The sequence below is a fragment of the Pseudomonas guariconensis genome (assembly GCF_015680235.1).
Lineage (GTDB): Bacteria > Pseudomonadota > Gammaproteobacteria > Pseudomonadales > Pseudomonadaceae > Aquipseudomonas > Aquipseudomonas guariconensis_A.
Genome location: NZ_JADLJL010000041.1, coordinates 24,945 through 40,295 on the forward strand (window position 1 = coordinate 24,945; position 15,351 = coordinate 40,295).

Consider the following 15,351-nt stretch of genomic DNA (forward strand, 5'->3'; position numbering starts at 1 on the left):
GCCTAGCGGCGGCGACCACTGATGCGTACCCAGCCATCGCGCACGACGATCGGGTCGAGCTCGAAGTCGCCCGCGTAGGCCGCAGCCACTTCTTCACCCTGCTCGGCGAGAATGCCCGAGAGCGCCAGCATGCCGCCGGGGCGGACCAGGCCGGACAATTGCGGCGCCAACGAGACCAGCGGGCCGGCCAGGATATTGGCGACCAGCACATCGGCCTGCATGGCCGGCATCTGCTCGGGCAGGTACAGGGCCAGGCGTTGTTCGGCGATACCGTTGCGCCCGGCATTGTCGCGGGAGGCTTCCAGGGCTTGCACGTCGATATCGGTGCCGACCGCTTCGCGGGCGCCGAGCAACAGCGCGGCAATGGCCAGGATGCCTGAGCCACAGCCGAAGTCCAGCACCTGGGTGCCTTCGAGCTGCTGGCCATCGAGCCATTCCAGGCACAAGGCGGTGGTCGGGTGGGTGCCGGTACCGAAGGCCAGGCCCGGGTCGAGCAGCAGGTTCACCGCGTCCTTTTCCGGCGCCTCGTGCCAGCTGGGCACGATCCACAGGCGCTGGCCGAAACGCATGGGCTGGAAGTTATCCATCCAGCTGCGTTCCCAGTCCTGGTCCTCGATCACTTCGGCATGGTGCTCGGGCAGCTCGGCGCCGGTCAGCAGGCGCAGGTGGGCGAATACCGCCTCGGGCTCGGCATCGGCCTCGAACAGGGCCAGCAGATGGGTGTGCGACCAGAGCGGCGTGGTGTTGAGGTCCGGTTCGAAGATGGGCTGGTCTTCGGCGTCCATGAAGGTCACCGAGACGGCGCCGACTTCGAGCAGGGCGTCTTCGTAGGTTTCGGCTTGGTCTGGGCTGATGGCCAGGCGAACTTGCAGCCAGGGCATGGCGGGCACCTTTGGTAAATCGACAGGGGCAGCCCAGGGCTGCGCGGAGCCTGGCAGTTTACTTGAGTGCGTGGGGTTTGTAGAGGTCGGCTCAGGGGCTGGCGATGCAACAACGCATCGAGGCTGCTTCGTAGCCCAATCGCGGGACAAGCCCGCTCCCACAGGGGCGGATCTTCAGTCAATAAAAAACCCCGGAACAAGTCCGGGGTTCTGTTGCATCACGCTAACGCGATCACTCCTGGTTGGCCAGTTTGTGCTCGAGGTAGTGGATGTTGACGCCGCCTTTGCAGAAACCTTCATCACGCACCAGGTCGCGGTGCAGTGGGATGTTGGTCTTGATGCCGTCGACGACGATCTCGTCCAGGGCATTGCGCATGCGCGCCATGGCTTCGTCGCGGTCCTTGCCGTAGGTGATCAGCTTGCCGATCAGCGAGTCGTAGTTCGGCGGAACCGAGTAGCCGCTGTATAGGTGCGAGTCGACACGCACGCCGTTGCCGCCTGGGGCATGGAAGTGCTTGACGGTACCTGGGCTCGGGATGAACTTGCGTGGGTCTTCGGCGTTGATACGGCACTCCAGGGAGTGACCGCGGATCACCACGTCTTCCTGGCGGATCGACAGCTTGTTGCCAGCGGCGATGCTCAGCATCTCCTTGACGATGTCGATGCCGGTGACCATTTCCGAGACCGGGTGCTCGACCTGGACGCGAGTGTTCATCTCGATGAAGTAGAAGCGGCCGTCTTCGTACAGGAACTCGAAGGTACCGGCACCGCGGTAGCCGATCTCGATGCACGCGTCGACGCAACGCTTGAAGACTTCTTGGCGGGCCTTCTCATCGATGCCCGGGGCCGGCGCTTCTTCCAGGACCTTCTGGTGACGGCGCTGCAGCGAGCAGTCGCGATCGCCCAGATGGATGGCGTTGCCCTGGCCGTCGGACAGTACCTGGACTTCCACGTGGCGTGGGTTGGTCAGGAACTTCTCCAGGTAGACCATCGGGTTGCCGAAGGCTGCACCGGCTTCGGTACGGGTCAGCTTGGCCGAGGCGATCAGGTCCTCTTCCTTGTGCACCACGCGCATGCCGCGGCCACCGCCGCCACCGGCGGCCTTGATGATCACCGGGTAGCCGACGTCACGGGCGATCGCCAGGGCGACTTCCTCGTCTTCGGGCAGCGGGCCATCGGAGCCAGGCACGGTCGGTACGCCCGAACGGATCATCGCGTCCTTGGCCGAGACCTTGTCGCCCATCAGGCGGATGGTGTCGGCTTTAGGGCCGATGAAGGCGAAACCGGATTTCTCCACCTGTTCGGCGAAGTCGGCGTTTTCCGCCAGGAAGCCGTAACCGGGGTGGATCGCGGTGGCGCCTGTCACTTCGGCGGCAGCGATGATCGCCGGGATGTGCAGGTAGGATTCCTTGGACGATGCAGGGCCGATGCAGACCGACTCGTCTGCCAGGCCCAGGTGCATCAGTTCGCGGTCGGCCGTGGAGTGAACAGCGACGGTCTTGATACCCAGCTCTTTGCAGGCACGCAGGATCCGCAGGGCAATTTCCCCGCGGTTGGCGATCAGGACTTTTTCGAGCTTCCCAGACATCGTTGGCTCTCCGCGATTCAAACGATGGTGAACAGCGGCTGGTCGAACTCAACCGGCTGACCGTCTTCCACCAGGATGGCGTCGATGACACCACCGACATCGGCTTCGATGTGGTTCATCATCTTCATGGCTTCGACGATGCACAGGGTGTCGCCCTTCTTCACGGTCTGGCCAACTTCAGCGAAGTTCGGCGAGGTCGGCGAAGGCTTGCGGTAGAAGGTGCCGACCATCGGCGAGCGGATCACGGTGCCTTTGAGGGCAGGAGCGGCGGCTTCGGCGGCCGGGGCCGGGGCAGCGGCCGCGACTGGGGCGGCAGCGGCAGCCGGGGCGGCTACCGGAGCCGGAGCTGCGAAGTACTGGGCGCCGGCCGGGGTCTTGCTGTGACGGCTGATGCGAACGGACTCTTCGCCTTCCTTGATCTCCAGTTCGTCGATGCCAGACTCTTCCAGCAGTTCGATCAGCTTCTTGACTTTACGGATATCCATTAATCATCAACTCCCAAGGTTCGGTCGGGGACGTAATTTAAAAAACGTGGCTAGAACGTTTATCCAGGCCCTGGCCCGAAGGAGCCAAGGCCTTGTGTCATCAGGGCTGTGCGTTGGCAGCCAGGTATTCCAGTGCAGACTCCAGGGCCAACCGGTAGCCGGTGGCGCCCAGGCCGCAGATCACCCCTACGGCGACATCGGAAAAGTAGGAGTGATGACGGAACGGTTCACGCTTGTGCACGTTGGAAAGGTGCACTTCGATGAATGGGATGCTCACAGCCAGCAATGCGTCACGTAATGCGACGCTGGTGTGGGTGAAAGCAGCCGGGTTGATCAGGATGAAGTCCACGCCTTCGTTGCGCGCGGCGTGGATACGATCGATCAGCTCGTACTCGGCATTGCTCTGCAGGTATTGCAGGTGGTGGCCAGCGGCGCGGGCGCGCTGCTCCAGGTCCTGGTTGATCTGGGCAAGGGTCACGGCGCCGTAGTGGCCTGGCTCGCGGGTGCCGAGCAGGTTGAGGTTAGGGCCGTGTAGCACCAGTAAGGTAGCCATCTGCGAATTCCTTGGTCTTGTAGGGCAATACGACATGAGCGCGGCGACTATGCCGCAAGAGGGCGTCGGGTGTCCAGTTCCCGGCAATAGCCAGCACGTTGTCCGAGATTCGCGCAAAATATGTGACCAGATGATTAAGTTTGGTCATTAATCGCGGGAAAATTGCCGGCTCGCGGGAAGTTATAGACCCAGATCGCGGCGCACGCGCGCCAGGTGATCGGCAAATTCGACGGCATTCACTTCGCCAATGACCCGATCGGCGGTTATTTCGCTGCCGTTCGCGGCAAAGAACAGCAGCGCAGGTGGGCCGAACAGCTGGTAACGATCGAGCAGGGTGCGTTGCTCGGCATTGCTGTCGGTGATGTCGAAACGCAGCAGCTTGAAGCCGGCGAGCTGTGCCTGAACCTGGGGCGCATCGAGCACTTCGCGCTCGATCACCTTGCAGCTGATGCACCAGTCGGCGTACCAGTCCAGCAGCACCGGCTGGCTGGCCGCCTTGGCCTGGGCCAGAGCGGCGTCCAGCGCAGCCGGGGTGGTGATGGTCTGCCAGGCATCGGCCTGGTTGGCTTGCGTGCCGGCGGTACTTGCGATGGCAGGTGATGGCAGGGGACGCAAGGGGTCGCCCTGGCCATTGAGAGCGCCGTACCAGCAGGCCAAGGCATAGAACAGCAGGGCCAGGCCAAGAAGCTGCGCCAGGCGCTGGCGTGGTGTCTTGACCACGAACTCCAGGGCACCGAGGAACAGCGCTACGCCCGCGGCCAGCAGGCCCACCAGCAACAAGGTTACAGGCCCCGGCAACACGCGGCTGAGCAGGCCGATGGCCAGGCCCAGCAGCAACACGCCGATGGCGTTCTTGACCGTATTCATCCATGGGCCGCTTTTCGGCAACCAGGCTGCACCGCCAGTGGCCACCACCAGCAACGGTGCCCCCATGCCCAGACCCAGGGCGAACAGCTTCAGCGCACCGCCCAGGGCATCGCCGCTGGCACTGATATATAAAAGCGCCCCGGCCAACGGTGCCGATACACAGGGCGAGACCAACAGACTGGACAGCACGCCCAGCACCGCGGCGCCTACCAGCGAACCGCCCTTGGTGCGGTTGGCGACGCTGTTCAGGCGGTTGCTCAGGGCCTGGGGCAGCTTGATGTCGAACAGGCCGAACATGGCCAGGGCGAAGAGCACGAAGAACAGGGCGAAGGGCACCAGCACCCAGGCCGACTGTAGGCGCGCCTGCAGGTTCAGGCTGGCACCGAACACACCCATCAGGGCGCCGAGTACCGCGAAGGAAACGGCCATCGGCAGCACGTAGGCCAACGACAGGCTCAGGCCGCGCCAGCCGCCCACTTGGCCGCGCAGTACCACGCCGGAGAGAATCGGCAGCATGGGCAACACGCATGGGGTGAAAGTCAGCCCCACGCCGGCGAGGAAGAACAGCAGCAGCGATTGCCAGTTCCAGCCCTGTTCGCTGCTGGCCGGCGTTGCACCGGCTGGGCCGCCTGCGCCGTCGATGCTCAGGCGTTCGGTTTCCGGTGGGTAGCACAAGCCCTTGTCGGCGCAGCCCTGGTAGCCCACCAGCAGGGTGAAGGGGCGCGGGTCGTTGGCCGGGCGAGGCAATTCGATGTCGAGCACGCCGTGGTACACCTCCACGTCGCCGAAGAACTCGTCGTGCTTGGCTTCGCCTTTAGGGATGTTCGGCGTGCCGAGGGCGATGTCGGCCGGTTCTGTGCGGAACTGGAAGCGATGGCGGTAGAGGTAATAGCCCTCGGTGGCGACGAAGCGCAGTTTGATCGACTGGGCGTCGGCCTGGACCAGGCTGAGCTTGAAGGCTTCATGGACGGGAAGAAAGTCGGCGCTGTTGCCCAGCGAAGCGGCGCCGAGGGTGGCGCTGGGACGGTTGTCGAGCAGGCCTGCGGCGAACGTGGGGCTGGCCAGTAGCAGGAGCAACAGGAAAAACAGGCGGCGCATGGTGGTCTCGCTAGGTGAAACGTGGGGGCATGATAGCGGAGTTGCCGCCGGTTGGGGCGGCGCTCGTCATGGCATCGTCATCGCACGTGAGATCGCGCGCCGCCCGCGCGCGATCTCCCAGTCGATGACGATGCAGCGGCAAGCACTAGCCTACTCACACCTGAAAGCTCGCACCGCCCGGTTCAGTTCACCTCCCAGGCTCAGCAACTGCTCCCCTTGCTCCCGCCCTTCGCCGATGCGCTGCAGGTTGTCTTCGCCCAATGCATGAATCCGCTCGCTGTGATCGCGGATCTCGCTCACCGCGCCCGTCTGCTGTGCGGTCACCTCGGCAATGCGCACGGCCGTATCGGCAATGGTGCGAATCGCTCCGACGATCTCGTCCAGCGCGCCATCGGCCGCCTGGGCCTGGCTGGCGGTGGCCTCGGCGTGCTCGAGCTGGGCGCGCATGCCGTTCACCGACTCGCGGGCGGCCTGTTGCAGACGGTCGATCAGCGTCTGGATCTCGCCGGTGGCGCCGGTGGTGCGCTGGGCCAGGGAGCGCACTTCGTCGGCGACCACGGCGAACCCCCGGCCCATTTCGCCGGCCCGGGCCGCCTCGATGGCGGCGTTGAGAGCCAGCAGGTTGGTCTGCTCGGCGATGGCGCGGATCACCGTCAGCACGCCACCGATGGTGGCCGACTCCTCGGCCAACTGCTCGATGGCCTGGGCGTTGCCTTGCACCTCGTCCACCAGCGCCCGCAGGCCGGACAGGCTCTGGCCGATCACCGCCTGGCCCTGTTCCACCGCGCGGCCGGCGTCACGGCTGGCATCGGCGGCGGCGCTGGCGTCACCAGCCACCTGCTGGATGGTCGCCTCGAGCTCGCCAAGGGCGTCACGGATCTGCCCCGTGTCGCCGGCCTGGCGCTCAGCACCTTCGTGCAGGGCGCTGCTCATGCTGGCCAAGGCATGGCTGCTGCCGGCCACCTGCTCGGCGTTGTGGCGCAGCGTGCCGACCAGCTCGACCAGGTACTGGCGCAGGCGGTTGAGCGAGGCCTGGATATCGTGCAGCTCGCGGTTGGTGCGGCCGAGGTCGACAGGCTGGGCGAAATCGCCCTCGGCCCAGCGTGACAGGGCCGGTGCTAGACCAGTCAAGGTGCCTGCCAGGCGACGCTGGAGGGTGTCTATGAGCAGGGCGATGAGCAGGATCAGGCCGATCATCAGGCCCTGGATCAGGCGCACTTCGCTAGCGATCTTCGCGTGCAGGCCGCGGACTTGCGGCTCCAGCCCGGCGATGGCCTGCTGCACGGCGGCCAGGCGCTCGCCGGTACTGGCGGCCAGGGCCGCGCGGCGTTCGATCTGCTCGCGGGTGCGTTGCAGCTCGGCCGGGTAGCGCGCCAGCAGGCTTTGCAATTCGCGCTTGAGGCCCAGCGCGACGTCTTCCTGCTGGGCGCTGGTTTGGGTATCCAGGCCCATCAGCGCGGCGAAATCGTCGGCGTTGGATTCGGCGGCACGGGTCACGCCAAGCAACGGCAGCCCATCGACCACCTGGGCCTGGGCACGGATCAGCTGCAGTTCGCGCTCGACTTCCTCGGCAAGCTCGGCCCGGCCGCTGGCCACCAGCTTGCCACGGGCCAGCGACAGGCGCCCCAGGTGTAACGAGGCGTCCAGCAAGGGTGCCAGGTAGCGGGCGGCTTCCGGGTTGGCGCTGTTGCGGGCATAACCTGCCAGCTGCTCGAAATTGGCGCCCAGTTCGCGTTCGGCCTGCAACAGCAAGGCCTGCGGGTCGCCGGCCAGCTTGCCGGCGGCGAGCAGTTCAGTGGCGGTGAAGGCCTGCAGGTCGTCCAGGCTGGGGCGCAGGATCTGGGCTAGGTTCGCGGGCCAGTCGGCAAGGGCCGCCTGTAGCCCTTGGGTAGCCTCGCTGGCTGCGGCATGGCGCAGGGTGTCGCCGCTGGCCAGGTAGGCCTGGATGTTACGAGCCGCATCGTTCTGGAACTGCTGGGAAAGGCCCAGGTAGCGCTCCATCAGTTGATAGGGGCGCTCCAGCGCGCGCTGCGACCACCAGAGGGTCGCGCCCAGGGCGATGCAGACGGTTACCAGCAGCAGGGTATTGAAATTGGTCAGCCACTTCAGGCGCATAGCCGTGAACTTCCAGCGGGGAGGTGGAAAGGTAGGTGCCTGAAGTTATTGCGGTTTTGTGACCGGGTGATGACCGAGGGGGAAAAAGTGGCGTTTTGCCTGTATTGGTCCAATCGCTGGCACGCGCCCATAGCGATCGGAGTAGGAGCCGGCTTGCCGGCGATTGGACCTGCACGCGCCTCAGGGTTCTACGCGCACCACGCAATTGCGCCCGGCGTGCTTGGCCCGGTACAGCGCTTCGTCGGCGGCGCTGGCCATGGTCAGCGCATCGAGGCTGTCGTCCAGTTGCACCACCCCGGCGCTGAAGGTGCAGCGTAGGTCGTGGGGCTGGGCCGGATAGAGGATCTCGCCGAAGCGCTGGCGAATCTCGTCGAGCACCTTGTGCGCGGCCTCCAGCGGCGTGTCGGGCATGACGATGGCGAATTCCTCGCCACCATAGCGCCCGATGAAGTCGGTCTTGCGCAGGCGCTGCTTGAGAAACAGTGCCAGGCTCTTGATCACCCGGTCGCCCATGGGGTGGCCGTGGCGGTCGTTGATCTTCTTGAAGTGGTCGATATCGAGCATGGCGAAGCTCAGCGGCTGCGCCTCGCGACGGGCGCGGAAGCTGCAATCTTCGAGGAGCTGGAGGATATGGGTGTGGTTGTACAGCCCGGTGAGGCTGTCGCGCACCATGCGGGCCTTGAGGTGGCGGGCGCGAGCGGCGCGGTTGCGCACCGTAGTGATCAGGTGCCGCGAGCGGATCGGCTTGGTCAGAAAGTCGTCGCCGCCTTCGCTCATGGCGTCCAACTGCTTGTCCAGGTCATCCTCGGCAGAAAGGTAGATGATCGGCACGCTGACGTAGCGGTCATTGTGGCGGATCACCTTGGCCAGTTCGGTGCCGGTGCAGGCGGGCATGTACATGTCCAGGATCACCAGGTCGGGCTGAAAGTCGGCCAGCTCGGCCATGGTGCGGATCGGGTCGGTGAGGGTACGGGTGATGATGCCGGCGCCGTTCAGCAGGCGTTCGGTGAACATGGCTTGGGCCCGGGAATCGTCGACGATCAGCACCCGCAGTGGGTCGTACTGGGCGGCACTGGTCAGCAGCTCGACCTTTTCCAGCAGGCTCGAGGCGTCCAGGGGGCCGGTGAGGAATTCCTGGCCGCCGGCGCGCACGGCAGCCAGGCGGGTAGGGGTGTCGGCTTCATGGTGGCTGAAGAACAGCAGTGCGATAGGCTGTTCGCGGCCTTGCTGGGCCTGGGCTGCCAACACCAACCCTTGGCCTTGGCCGGTGAAATCGACGTCCATGACGATGGCGCACGGCTGGCGTTCGCTCATCGCGGCGGCAAAAGCCTGGGCATCGAACAAGGCCTGTACGTGCAGGCCGAAGAATTCCAACTGCTGGGCCAGGCGCTCGGCGCGGTCGTGGTCCTGGAGTAGGATGTACACCGGTTTGCGCAAGGGCGGCAGCACTACGTTGTCGAGCGGGTCGCCCTTGCGCAATCCGCTGCGCGAAAGACGGTGCATCAGGCGGTGCTGCTGAAGGCGCTCGTGGTTCGACTCGGCTGGCTGGGTCATGTCCTGGCTGCTTGTTGGAGGAATGTGCAGGTGCAATGATGGCTCCATGCTAGCATCCCTTTCCCGGGTGGCGCCTGCCCTATATCAACAAAGTTTGTAAGGACGAATATTCAGTTACCGACTCATTGGTCGCTTATGCGTAAGGCGGTGTCTGCTTTATAGTGCTGCCACGCGGGCTTGCCGTGGCACCCTGGCTGGGGCTGGTGGTCCAAGCCCCTGAACTGTCGTGACTGATAAGGACAACGCCATGCTGGACTGGAAAAACCGCGAGGCCAAAGCCGAGCCCCGCGAGCGTGTCGACGCCCGTGGCGCCGCCACCCGTAGCTACCTGGGCGGGCTGTGGAGCCGCGCATTGGGTACCCTGATCGGCCTGTACCTGCTGGTGTGCATCGGCCTGGGCTGGTATTGGAGCCAGGAGCCGGACCTGTTCCCGGTGCAGCAGAGCGCCCAGGCGGCCGCCGAGCAGAGCGGCCAGCAGATGGTGGTCGGCTACACCACTATCGAGACCCTCAAGAGCGTCGCCAATACCCTGCTGACCAAGCCGGGTGGCTACATCTCCAACGACCGCTTCCCGCCGGGGCTGTGGATGGACAACATGCCGAGCTGGGAATACGGCGTGCTGGTCCAGGTGCGCGACCTGTCCCGTGCCCTGCGCAAGGACTTCGCTCGCTCCCAGTCGCAGTCCACCGAGGATGCGGACCTGGCCAAGGCCGAGCCGCGTTTCAACTTCGACAACAAGAGCTGGATCCTGCCCTCGAGCGAGTCGGAGTTCGAGGAAGGCATCAAGTCCCTGAGCCGTTACCAGAAGCGCCTGGCCGCCGGTGACCAGGGCGCGATCTTCTATACCCGCGCGGACAACCTGAACAACTGGCTGGGCGATGTGGCCACCCGCCTGGGTTCGCTTTCCCAACGCCTTTCGGCCAGCGTAGGCCGGGTCAAGCTCAACAGCACTCTGAAGACCGAGTCGGTGGTCGCCGGCCAGGCGCCACAGGTGGACGAGGAGCTGGTGGAAACCCCGTGGCTGCAGATCGACAACGTGTTCTACGAAGCCCGTGGCCAGGCCTGGGCCTTGTCGCACCTGCTGCGCGCTATCGAGGTGGACTTCGCCGATGTGCTGGCGAAGAAGAACGCCACGGTCAGCGTGCGCCAGATCATCCGTGAACTGGAGGCCTCCCAGGAAGCGCTGTGGAGCCCAATGGTGCTCAACGGCAGCGGCTTCGGCATGTGGGCCAACCACTCGCTGGTCATGGCCAACTATATTTCGCGCGCCAACGCTGCGGTCATCGACCTTCGCCAGCTGCTGTCGCAGGGCTGACGGTGGCCATCAGCCCAGCGGAGGCCGCGCACCGCGCAGCCTCCGACCGCGAACTGGTGGCCTGGGTCGACGAGGCCGACCAGTCGCTTGGCGCGCTGCCCCGGGCCGAGCTGCGTGAACGTGGCTTGATCGGGCGCTGTACCTTCATCCTGTTGTTCAACGGTGCCGGTGAGCTGTGCGTGCACCGGCGCACCTTGAGCAAGGCGTTGTACCCCGGTTACTGGGACGTGGCGGCTGGCGGCATGGTGGCAGCGGGTGAAAGCTACGCCGAATCGGCCGCCCGGGAGCTGGCCGAAGAGCTCGGTATCGCAGGTGTCGAATTGCGTTTCCACGAACGGTTCTATTTCGACCAGCCGGATAACCGGCTGTGGTGCGCGGTGTATTCGGCGGTGTCCGATGGGCCGCTCACGTTGCAGCCGGAGGAGGTCAGCGAGGCGCGTTTCATTAGCTTGGCGCAGGTGGAAGCCGATCGCGGGCAGTTGCCGTTCTGCCCCGATTCGCTGGCGGCCTTGGACCGCTACAAGGCCAGCCTGGCCTGAGCGCGTGGCCCCCATCGCGGGGCAAGCCCGCTCCCACAGGGGGAGGCTGCGCTAGCTGCTTGTTCTTTGTGCGACAGCGCAGCCCGGGAGGGATGGGTGATCTCCTACAGGTGCTCCACCCGTCTTCAGGGCGACGGGAAACCTGTAGGAGCGGCCTTGTGCCGCGAAAGGGCTGCAAGGCAGCCCCCTTGCCCGAGGGTCGCAAAAGTTTCGCAAAATGGCGCATTCCAGTACTTAGCAATCGCCTGATTTATCGTTACACTGCGCGCCCTTTTCGGGCTGTCGCAGGATCTGCGGCAGTAGCGCTGCCCCTGCCAGAGTGGGGCTTCGCGGTCGGCCCTGGCCCCAGGCGCCGACCAGTATTTTGTCCTCAGCAAGAGGAACAAAAGTGGCCAAGAAAGCTTCTTCCTTCGCCGCCCTTGGCGGTCTCGTTTATTCCACCGATGCCGGCCGGCATTGCCCGGATTGCGGCAAGCCGGTGGACGCCTGCATTTGCAAGCAACAGGTCATCCCCGAAGGTGACGGTATCGCCCGCGTGCGCCGCGAAAGCAAAGGCCGTGGCGGCAAGACCGTGACCACGATCACTGGCGTCCCGCTGCCCCTCGACCAGCTCAAGGAGCTGGCCAGCACCCTCAAGCGCCGTTGCGGCACAGGGGGAGCGCTGAAGGATGGGGTCATCGAGATCCAGGGCGACCACGTCGAGCTGCTGCTCGGCGAGTTGACCAAGCAGGGCTTCAAGGCGAAGAAATCCGGCGGTTGAGCCTGCTCGCGCGATTTTTTGCCCAGTGCTTTCTAAACTCGTTCCCGTGGCAAGGGTCTACCCCTGACACGGACGAATCGTCATTTTCGGTTTCTACACTGCCTGCGCGCCCATGTGGGGCAGTGTCTTCGACTTATCTACAGGGGACTTGAATGTCCGTACGACGCACACGCAAAGACGATGGCAGCCAATGGACCGTGGCCGACAGCCGCAGTGTTTATGGTATCCGCCATTGGGGCGCTGGTTATTTCGCCATCAATGAGGCCGGGCGCGTCGAAGTGCGCCCCAACGGCCCGGACAGCGCCCCGATCGACCTGTACGAGCAGGTCGACGAACTGCGCCAGAGCGGCCTGTCGCTGCCGCTGCTGGTGCGTTTCCCCGACATCCTGCAGGACCGCGTGCGCCAACTGACCGGCGCGTTCGACGCCAACATCGCGCGCCTGGAGTACCAGAGCCAGTACACCGCCCTGTACCCGATCAAGGTCAACCAGCAGGAAGCGGTGGTGGAGAACATCATCGCCACCCAGAACGTCTCCATTGGCCTGGAGGCCGGCTCCAAGCCCGAGCTGCTGGCAGTGCTGGCGCTGGCGCCCAAGGGGGGCACCATCGTCTGCAACGGCTACAAGGACCGCGAATTCATTCGTCTGGCGCTGATGGGCCAGAAGCTCGGCCACAACGTGTTCATCGTCATCGAGAAGGAATCCGAGGTCGCCCTGGTGATCGAGGAAGCCGCGGAGCTCAAGGTCAAGCCGCAGGTCGGCCTGCGCGTGCGCCTGTCGTCGCTGGCCTCGAGCAAGTGGGCCGATACAGGCGGCGAGAAGTCCAAGTTCGGCTTGTCCGCCGCCCAGCTGATCTCGGTGGTGCAGCGCTTCCGCGATGCCGGCCTGGACCAGGGCATCCGCCTGCTGCACTTCCACATGGGCTCGCAGATCGCCAACCTGGCCGACTACCAGCACGGTTTCAAGGAAGCCATCCGCTATTACGGCGAGTTGCGTGCCCTGGGCCTGCCGGTCGATCACATCGACGTCGGCGGTGGTCTGGGCGTGGACTACGACGGCACCCACTCGCGCAACGCCAGCTCCATCAACTACGACATGGACGACTATGCCGGCGTGGTGGTGGGCATGCTCAAAGAGTTCTGCGACGCCCAGGGCCTGCCGCACCCGCACATTTTCTCCGAGAGCGGCCGCTCGCTGACCGCGCACCATGCCATGCTGGTGATCCAGGTGACCGACGTCGAGAAACACAACGACGAGGTACCGACCATCGAGAACAAGCAGGCGTTGCCCGAGACCGTACAGTGGCTGGTCGACCTGCTGGGCCCTACCGACATCGAGATGGTCACCGAGACCTACTGGCGCGCCACCCACTACATGGGCGATGTGGCCGCGCAATATGCCGACGGCAAGATCAGCCTGGCCGAGAAGGCCCTGGCCGAACAGTGCTACTTCGCCGTGTGCCGTCGCCTGCACAACTCGCTCAAAGCCCGCCAGCGCTCGCACCGCCAGGTGCTGGACGAGCTCAACGACAAGCTGGCCGACAAGTACATCTGCAACTTCTCGGTGTTCCAGAGCCTGCCGGACACCTGGGCCATCGGCCAGGTACTGCCGATCATCCCGCTGCACCGCCTGGACGAGGAACCGATGCGCCGCGCCGTGTTGCAGGACCTGACCTGCGATTCCGACGGCAAGATCAACCAGTACGTCGACGAGCAGAGCATCGAGACCAGCATGCCGGTACATGCGGTCAAGGAAGGCGAGGACTATCTGCTGGGCGTGTTCCTGGTCGGTGCCTACCAGGAGATCCTCGGCGACATGCACAACCTGTTCGGTGACACCGATTCGGTGAACATCTACCAGAACGCCGACGGCAGTGTGTACCACGCCGGCATCGAGACCCACGACACCATCGAGGACATGCTGCGCTACGTGCACCTGTCGCCGGAAGAGCTGATGACGCACTACCGCGACAAAGTCGCCAGCGCCCGCATCACCGCTCGCGAGCGGACGCAGTACCTGGATGCGCTGCGACTGGGGCTGACCCGTTCGTCGTATCTTTCGTCGTAAAACCCCGGGGGCCGCGTTGCGGCCCTTTCGCGGCACAAGGCCGCTCCTACAGGGGATTCTGATCCATTATAGGAGCGGCCTTGTGCCGCGGAAGGGCAGCAAAGCGGCCCCAACTTCACCGAACCCACTGCCCTTTCGATTGCAACCGCCAGCCCATCCACCCCAGCGTCACCGCCCGCAACCCCATGAACCCGAGGAACGCCAACCACAACCCATGGTTGCCGAGCCCGTTCATGAGCATTGCCAAGGGCAGCGCGATCAGCACTGACAGCAACATCGCATTGCGCATCTCCCGCGCTCGGGTCGCGCCGATGAACAACCCGTCGAGCAGGTAGCTCCACACCGCAACCAACGGCAGCACCGCCAGGTAGGGCAAGTACGCGTAGGCGGCCTCGCGCACGCTGGCAATATCGGTCTGCAGGTCGATGAACAGATGTCCTCCCAGCAGAAACACCACGGCGAAGCCCAGGCTGATGATCAACGACCACCCACACGCCACTACCAGCGAGCGACGCAGCGCCTCGCGGTCGCGGGCACCGATGGCATGGCCGCACAGCGCCTCGACCGCATGGGCCAGGCCGTCCAAGGCATAGGCGGTGAGCATCAGGCCATTGAGCAGCAGGGCGTTGGCCGCCACCGTGGCTTCGCCCAGGCGCGCGCCTTGCACGGTCACCAGCAGGAACACCAGTTGCAGCGCCAGGCTGCGCAGGAAGATGTCGCGGTTGACCGCCAGCAGCGGCCGCCAGGCCAGCCAGCGCTTGAGCCGTGCCCAGTCGACCCGGCCTGGGTAGGCGCGCAGCGCCGGGCGTGTCAGGGCGAGGCCGAGCAGGGCGGCGCTCCATTCGGCGATCACCGAGGCCCGTGCCGAGCCCAGCACGCCCCAGTCCAGGCCGAGCACGAACCATAGGTTCAGCGCGATGTTCAGCAGGTTGGTGGTCAGCAGGATCGCCAACGGCGCCCGGGCGTTCTGAGTGCCGAGGAACCAGCCGACCAGCGCGTAACTGGCCAGCGCAGCCGGCAGGCCGAGCAGGCGGGTGTGGAAAAACGCCTCGGTGGCTTGTTGCAACGCCGCGCTGGGCGCCATCGCATGTAACGCCAGCTGGCTGAAGGGGATCGCCAGCAAGCCGATCGCCGTCGCCAGCACCAGGGCCAACAGCAACCCCTGCACCAGCACCTGGCGCAATGCCGCGCCGTCGGCGCGCCCGGCGGCCTGGGCGGCGAAACCGGTGGAGCCCATGCGCAGGAACCCCATCAGCCCGACCATGAAGGTGAACAAGGTCGCGCCCACTGCCACGGCACCCAACTGGTGCGCATGGGGCAGGTGACCGATCACGGTGCTGTCGACCAGGGCCACCAGCGGCACCGAGATGTTGGACAGGATCATCGGTGCGGCCAGCGCCCAGACCTTGCGGTGGGTGAGGCGGTGGTGCCAGTCGGTGACTAATGAAGACATGTGAATCCTTCGTTCCAGGGCCGCTTCGCATCCCATCGCCGGCAAGCCGGCTCCCACAATTCCTGTAGGAGCCGGCT

Annotated in this window: 12 protein-coding genes; 4 read left to right on the forward strand and 8 right to left on the reverse strand. The window is 65.1% G+C overall.

Going from position 1 to position 15,351, the window contains the following annotated elements; all coding sequences use genetic code 11:
* Window positions 1-2: 2 nt before the first annotated feature.
* The 7 genes from prmA to IRZ56_RS20755 form a co-directional block, all read right to left on the reverse strand.
* Window positions 3-881, reverse strand: coding sequence for a 50S ribosomal protein L11 methyltransferase (gene prmA / locus IRZ56_RS20725; RefSeq protein WP_196146658.1), 879 nt, complete (start codon window positions 879-881; stop codon window positions 3-5).
* 232 nt (window positions 882-1,113) lie between these two features.
* A complete protein-coding gene (gene accC / locus IRZ56_RS20730; RefSeq protein WP_196146659.1) occupies window positions 1,114-2,469 on the reverse strand; it encodes an acetyl-CoA carboxylase biotin carboxylase subunit in 1,356 nt (451 codons plus the stop codon).
* A gap of 17 nt (window positions 2,470-2,486) precedes the next feature.
* On the reverse strand, window positions 2,487-2,954 hold the full coding sequence (accB, locus tag IRZ56_RS20735; protein ID WP_196146660.1) for an acetyl-CoA carboxylase biotin carboxyl carrier protein: 468 nt from the start codon (window positions 2,952-2,954) through the stop codon (window positions 2,487-2,489).
* A 100-nt stretch (window positions 2,955-3,054) separates the two neighbouring features.
* Window positions 3,055-3,507, reverse strand: a complete 453-nt coding sequence (gene aroQ / locus IRZ56_RS20740; protein ID WP_070090423.1) for a type II 3-dehydroquinate dehydratase — start codon at window positions 3,505-3,507, stop codon at window positions 3,055-3,057.
* 180 nt (window positions 3,508-3,687) lie between these two features.
* Window positions 3,688-5,472: a protein-disulfide reductase DsbD gene (locus IRZ56_RS20745; RefSeq protein ID WP_196146661.1), complete on the reverse strand. Its 1,785-nt coding sequence runs from the start codon at window positions 5,470-5,472 to the stop codon at window positions 3,688-3,690.
* Between the two features lie 150 nt (window positions 5,473-5,622).
* Window positions 5,623-7,587 (reverse strand): methyl-accepting chemotaxis protein, encoded by a 1,965-nt coding sequence (locus IRZ56_RS20750; RefSeq protein ID WP_196146662.1) that lies wholly within the window; start codon window positions 7,585-7,587, stop codon window positions 5,623-5,625.
* Window positions 7,588-7,767: 180 nt separating this feature from the next.
* On the reverse strand, window positions 7,768-9,141 hold the full coding sequence (locus tag IRZ56_RS20755; RefSeq protein ID WP_196146670.1) for a diguanylate cyclase: 1,374 nt from the start codon (window positions 9,139-9,141) through the stop codon (window positions 7,768-7,770).
* 247 nt (window positions 9,142-9,388) lie between these two features.
* Between IRZ56_RS20755 and IRZ56_RS20760 the strand changes: the two genes are divergently transcribed.
* The 4 genes from IRZ56_RS20760 (at window position 9,389) to speA (ending at window position 13,821) form a co-directional block, all read left to right on the forward strand.
* Window positions 9,389-10,456, forward strand: a complete 1,068-nt coding sequence (locus IRZ56_RS20760; protein ID WP_196146663.1) for a DUF2333 family protein — start codon at window positions 9,389-9,391, stop codon at window positions 10,454-10,456.
* A 2-nt stretch (window positions 10,457-10,458) separates the two neighbouring features.
* Entirely contained in the window at window positions 10,459-10,995 is a 537-nt protein-coding gene (locus IRZ56_RS20765) for an NUDIX hydrolase (protein ID WP_196146664.1), read from the forward strand.
* Window positions 10,996-11,383: 388 nt separating this feature from the next.
* On the forward strand, window positions 11,384-11,755 hold the full coding sequence (locus IRZ56_RS20770; RefSeq protein ID WP_196146665.1) for a translation initiation factor Sui1: 372 nt from the start codon (window positions 11,384-11,386) through the stop codon (window positions 11,753-11,755).
* A 152-nt stretch (window positions 11,756-11,907) separates the two neighbouring features.
* On the forward strand, window positions 11,908-13,821 hold the full coding sequence (speA, locus tag IRZ56_RS20775; protein ID WP_196146666.1) for an arginine decarboxylase: 1,914 nt from the start codon (window positions 11,908-11,910) through the stop codon (window positions 13,819-13,821).
* A 115-nt stretch (window positions 13,822-13,936) separates the two neighbouring features.
* Here the strand turns inward: speA and IRZ56_RS20780 are convergent, their stop codons facing one another.
* Complete coding sequence (locus tag IRZ56_RS20780; protein ID WP_196146667.1) at window positions 13,937-15,274, reverse strand: MATE family efflux transporter; 1,338 nt, start codon at window positions 15,272-15,274, stop codon at window positions 13,937-13,939.
* Window positions 15,275-15,351: the final 77 nt, after the last annotated feature.

Excerpts from the sequence above, each read along its gene's own strand:
- IRZ56_RS20755 (WP_196146670.1), bottom strand. The coding sequence starts at position 9,141 with ATGACCCAGCCAGCCGAGTCGAACCACGAGCGCCTTCAGCAGCACCGC.
- speA (WP_196146666.1), top strand. The coding sequence starts at position 11,908 with ATGTCCGTACGACGCACACGCAAAGACGATGGCAGCCAATGGACCGTG.
- accC (WP_196146659.1), bottom strand. The coding sequence starts at position 2,469 with ATGTCTGGGAAGCTCGAAAAAGTCCTGATCGCCAACCGCGGGGAAATT.
- accB (WP_196146660.1), bottom strand. The coding sequence starts at position 2,954 with ATGGATATCCGTAAAGTCAAGAAGCTGATCGAACTGCTGGAAGAGTCT.
- aroQ (WP_070090423.1), bottom strand. The coding sequence starts at position 3,507 with ATGGCTACCTTACTGGTGCTACACGGCCCTAACCTCAACCTGCTCGGC.
- IRZ56_RS20745 (WP_196146661.1), bottom strand. The coding sequence starts at position 5,472 with ATGCGCCGCCTGTTTTTCCTGTTGCTCCTGCTACTGGCCAGCCCCACG.
- IRZ56_RS20780 (WP_196146667.1), bottom strand. The coding sequence starts at position 15,274 with ATGTCTTCATTAGTCACCGACTGGCACCACCGCCTCACCCACCGCAAG.
- IRZ56_RS20760 (WP_196146663.1), top strand. The coding sequence starts at position 9,389 with ATGCTGGACTGGAAAAACCGCGAGGCCAAAGCCGAGCCCCGCGAGCGT.
- prmA (WP_196146658.1), bottom strand. The coding sequence starts at position 881 with ATGCCCTGGCTGCAAGTTCGCCTGGCCATCAGCCCAGACCAAGCCGAA.
- IRZ56_RS20750 (WP_196146662.1), bottom strand. The coding sequence starts at position 7,587 with ATGCGCCTGAAGTGGCTGACCAATTTCAATACCCTGCTGCTGGTAACC.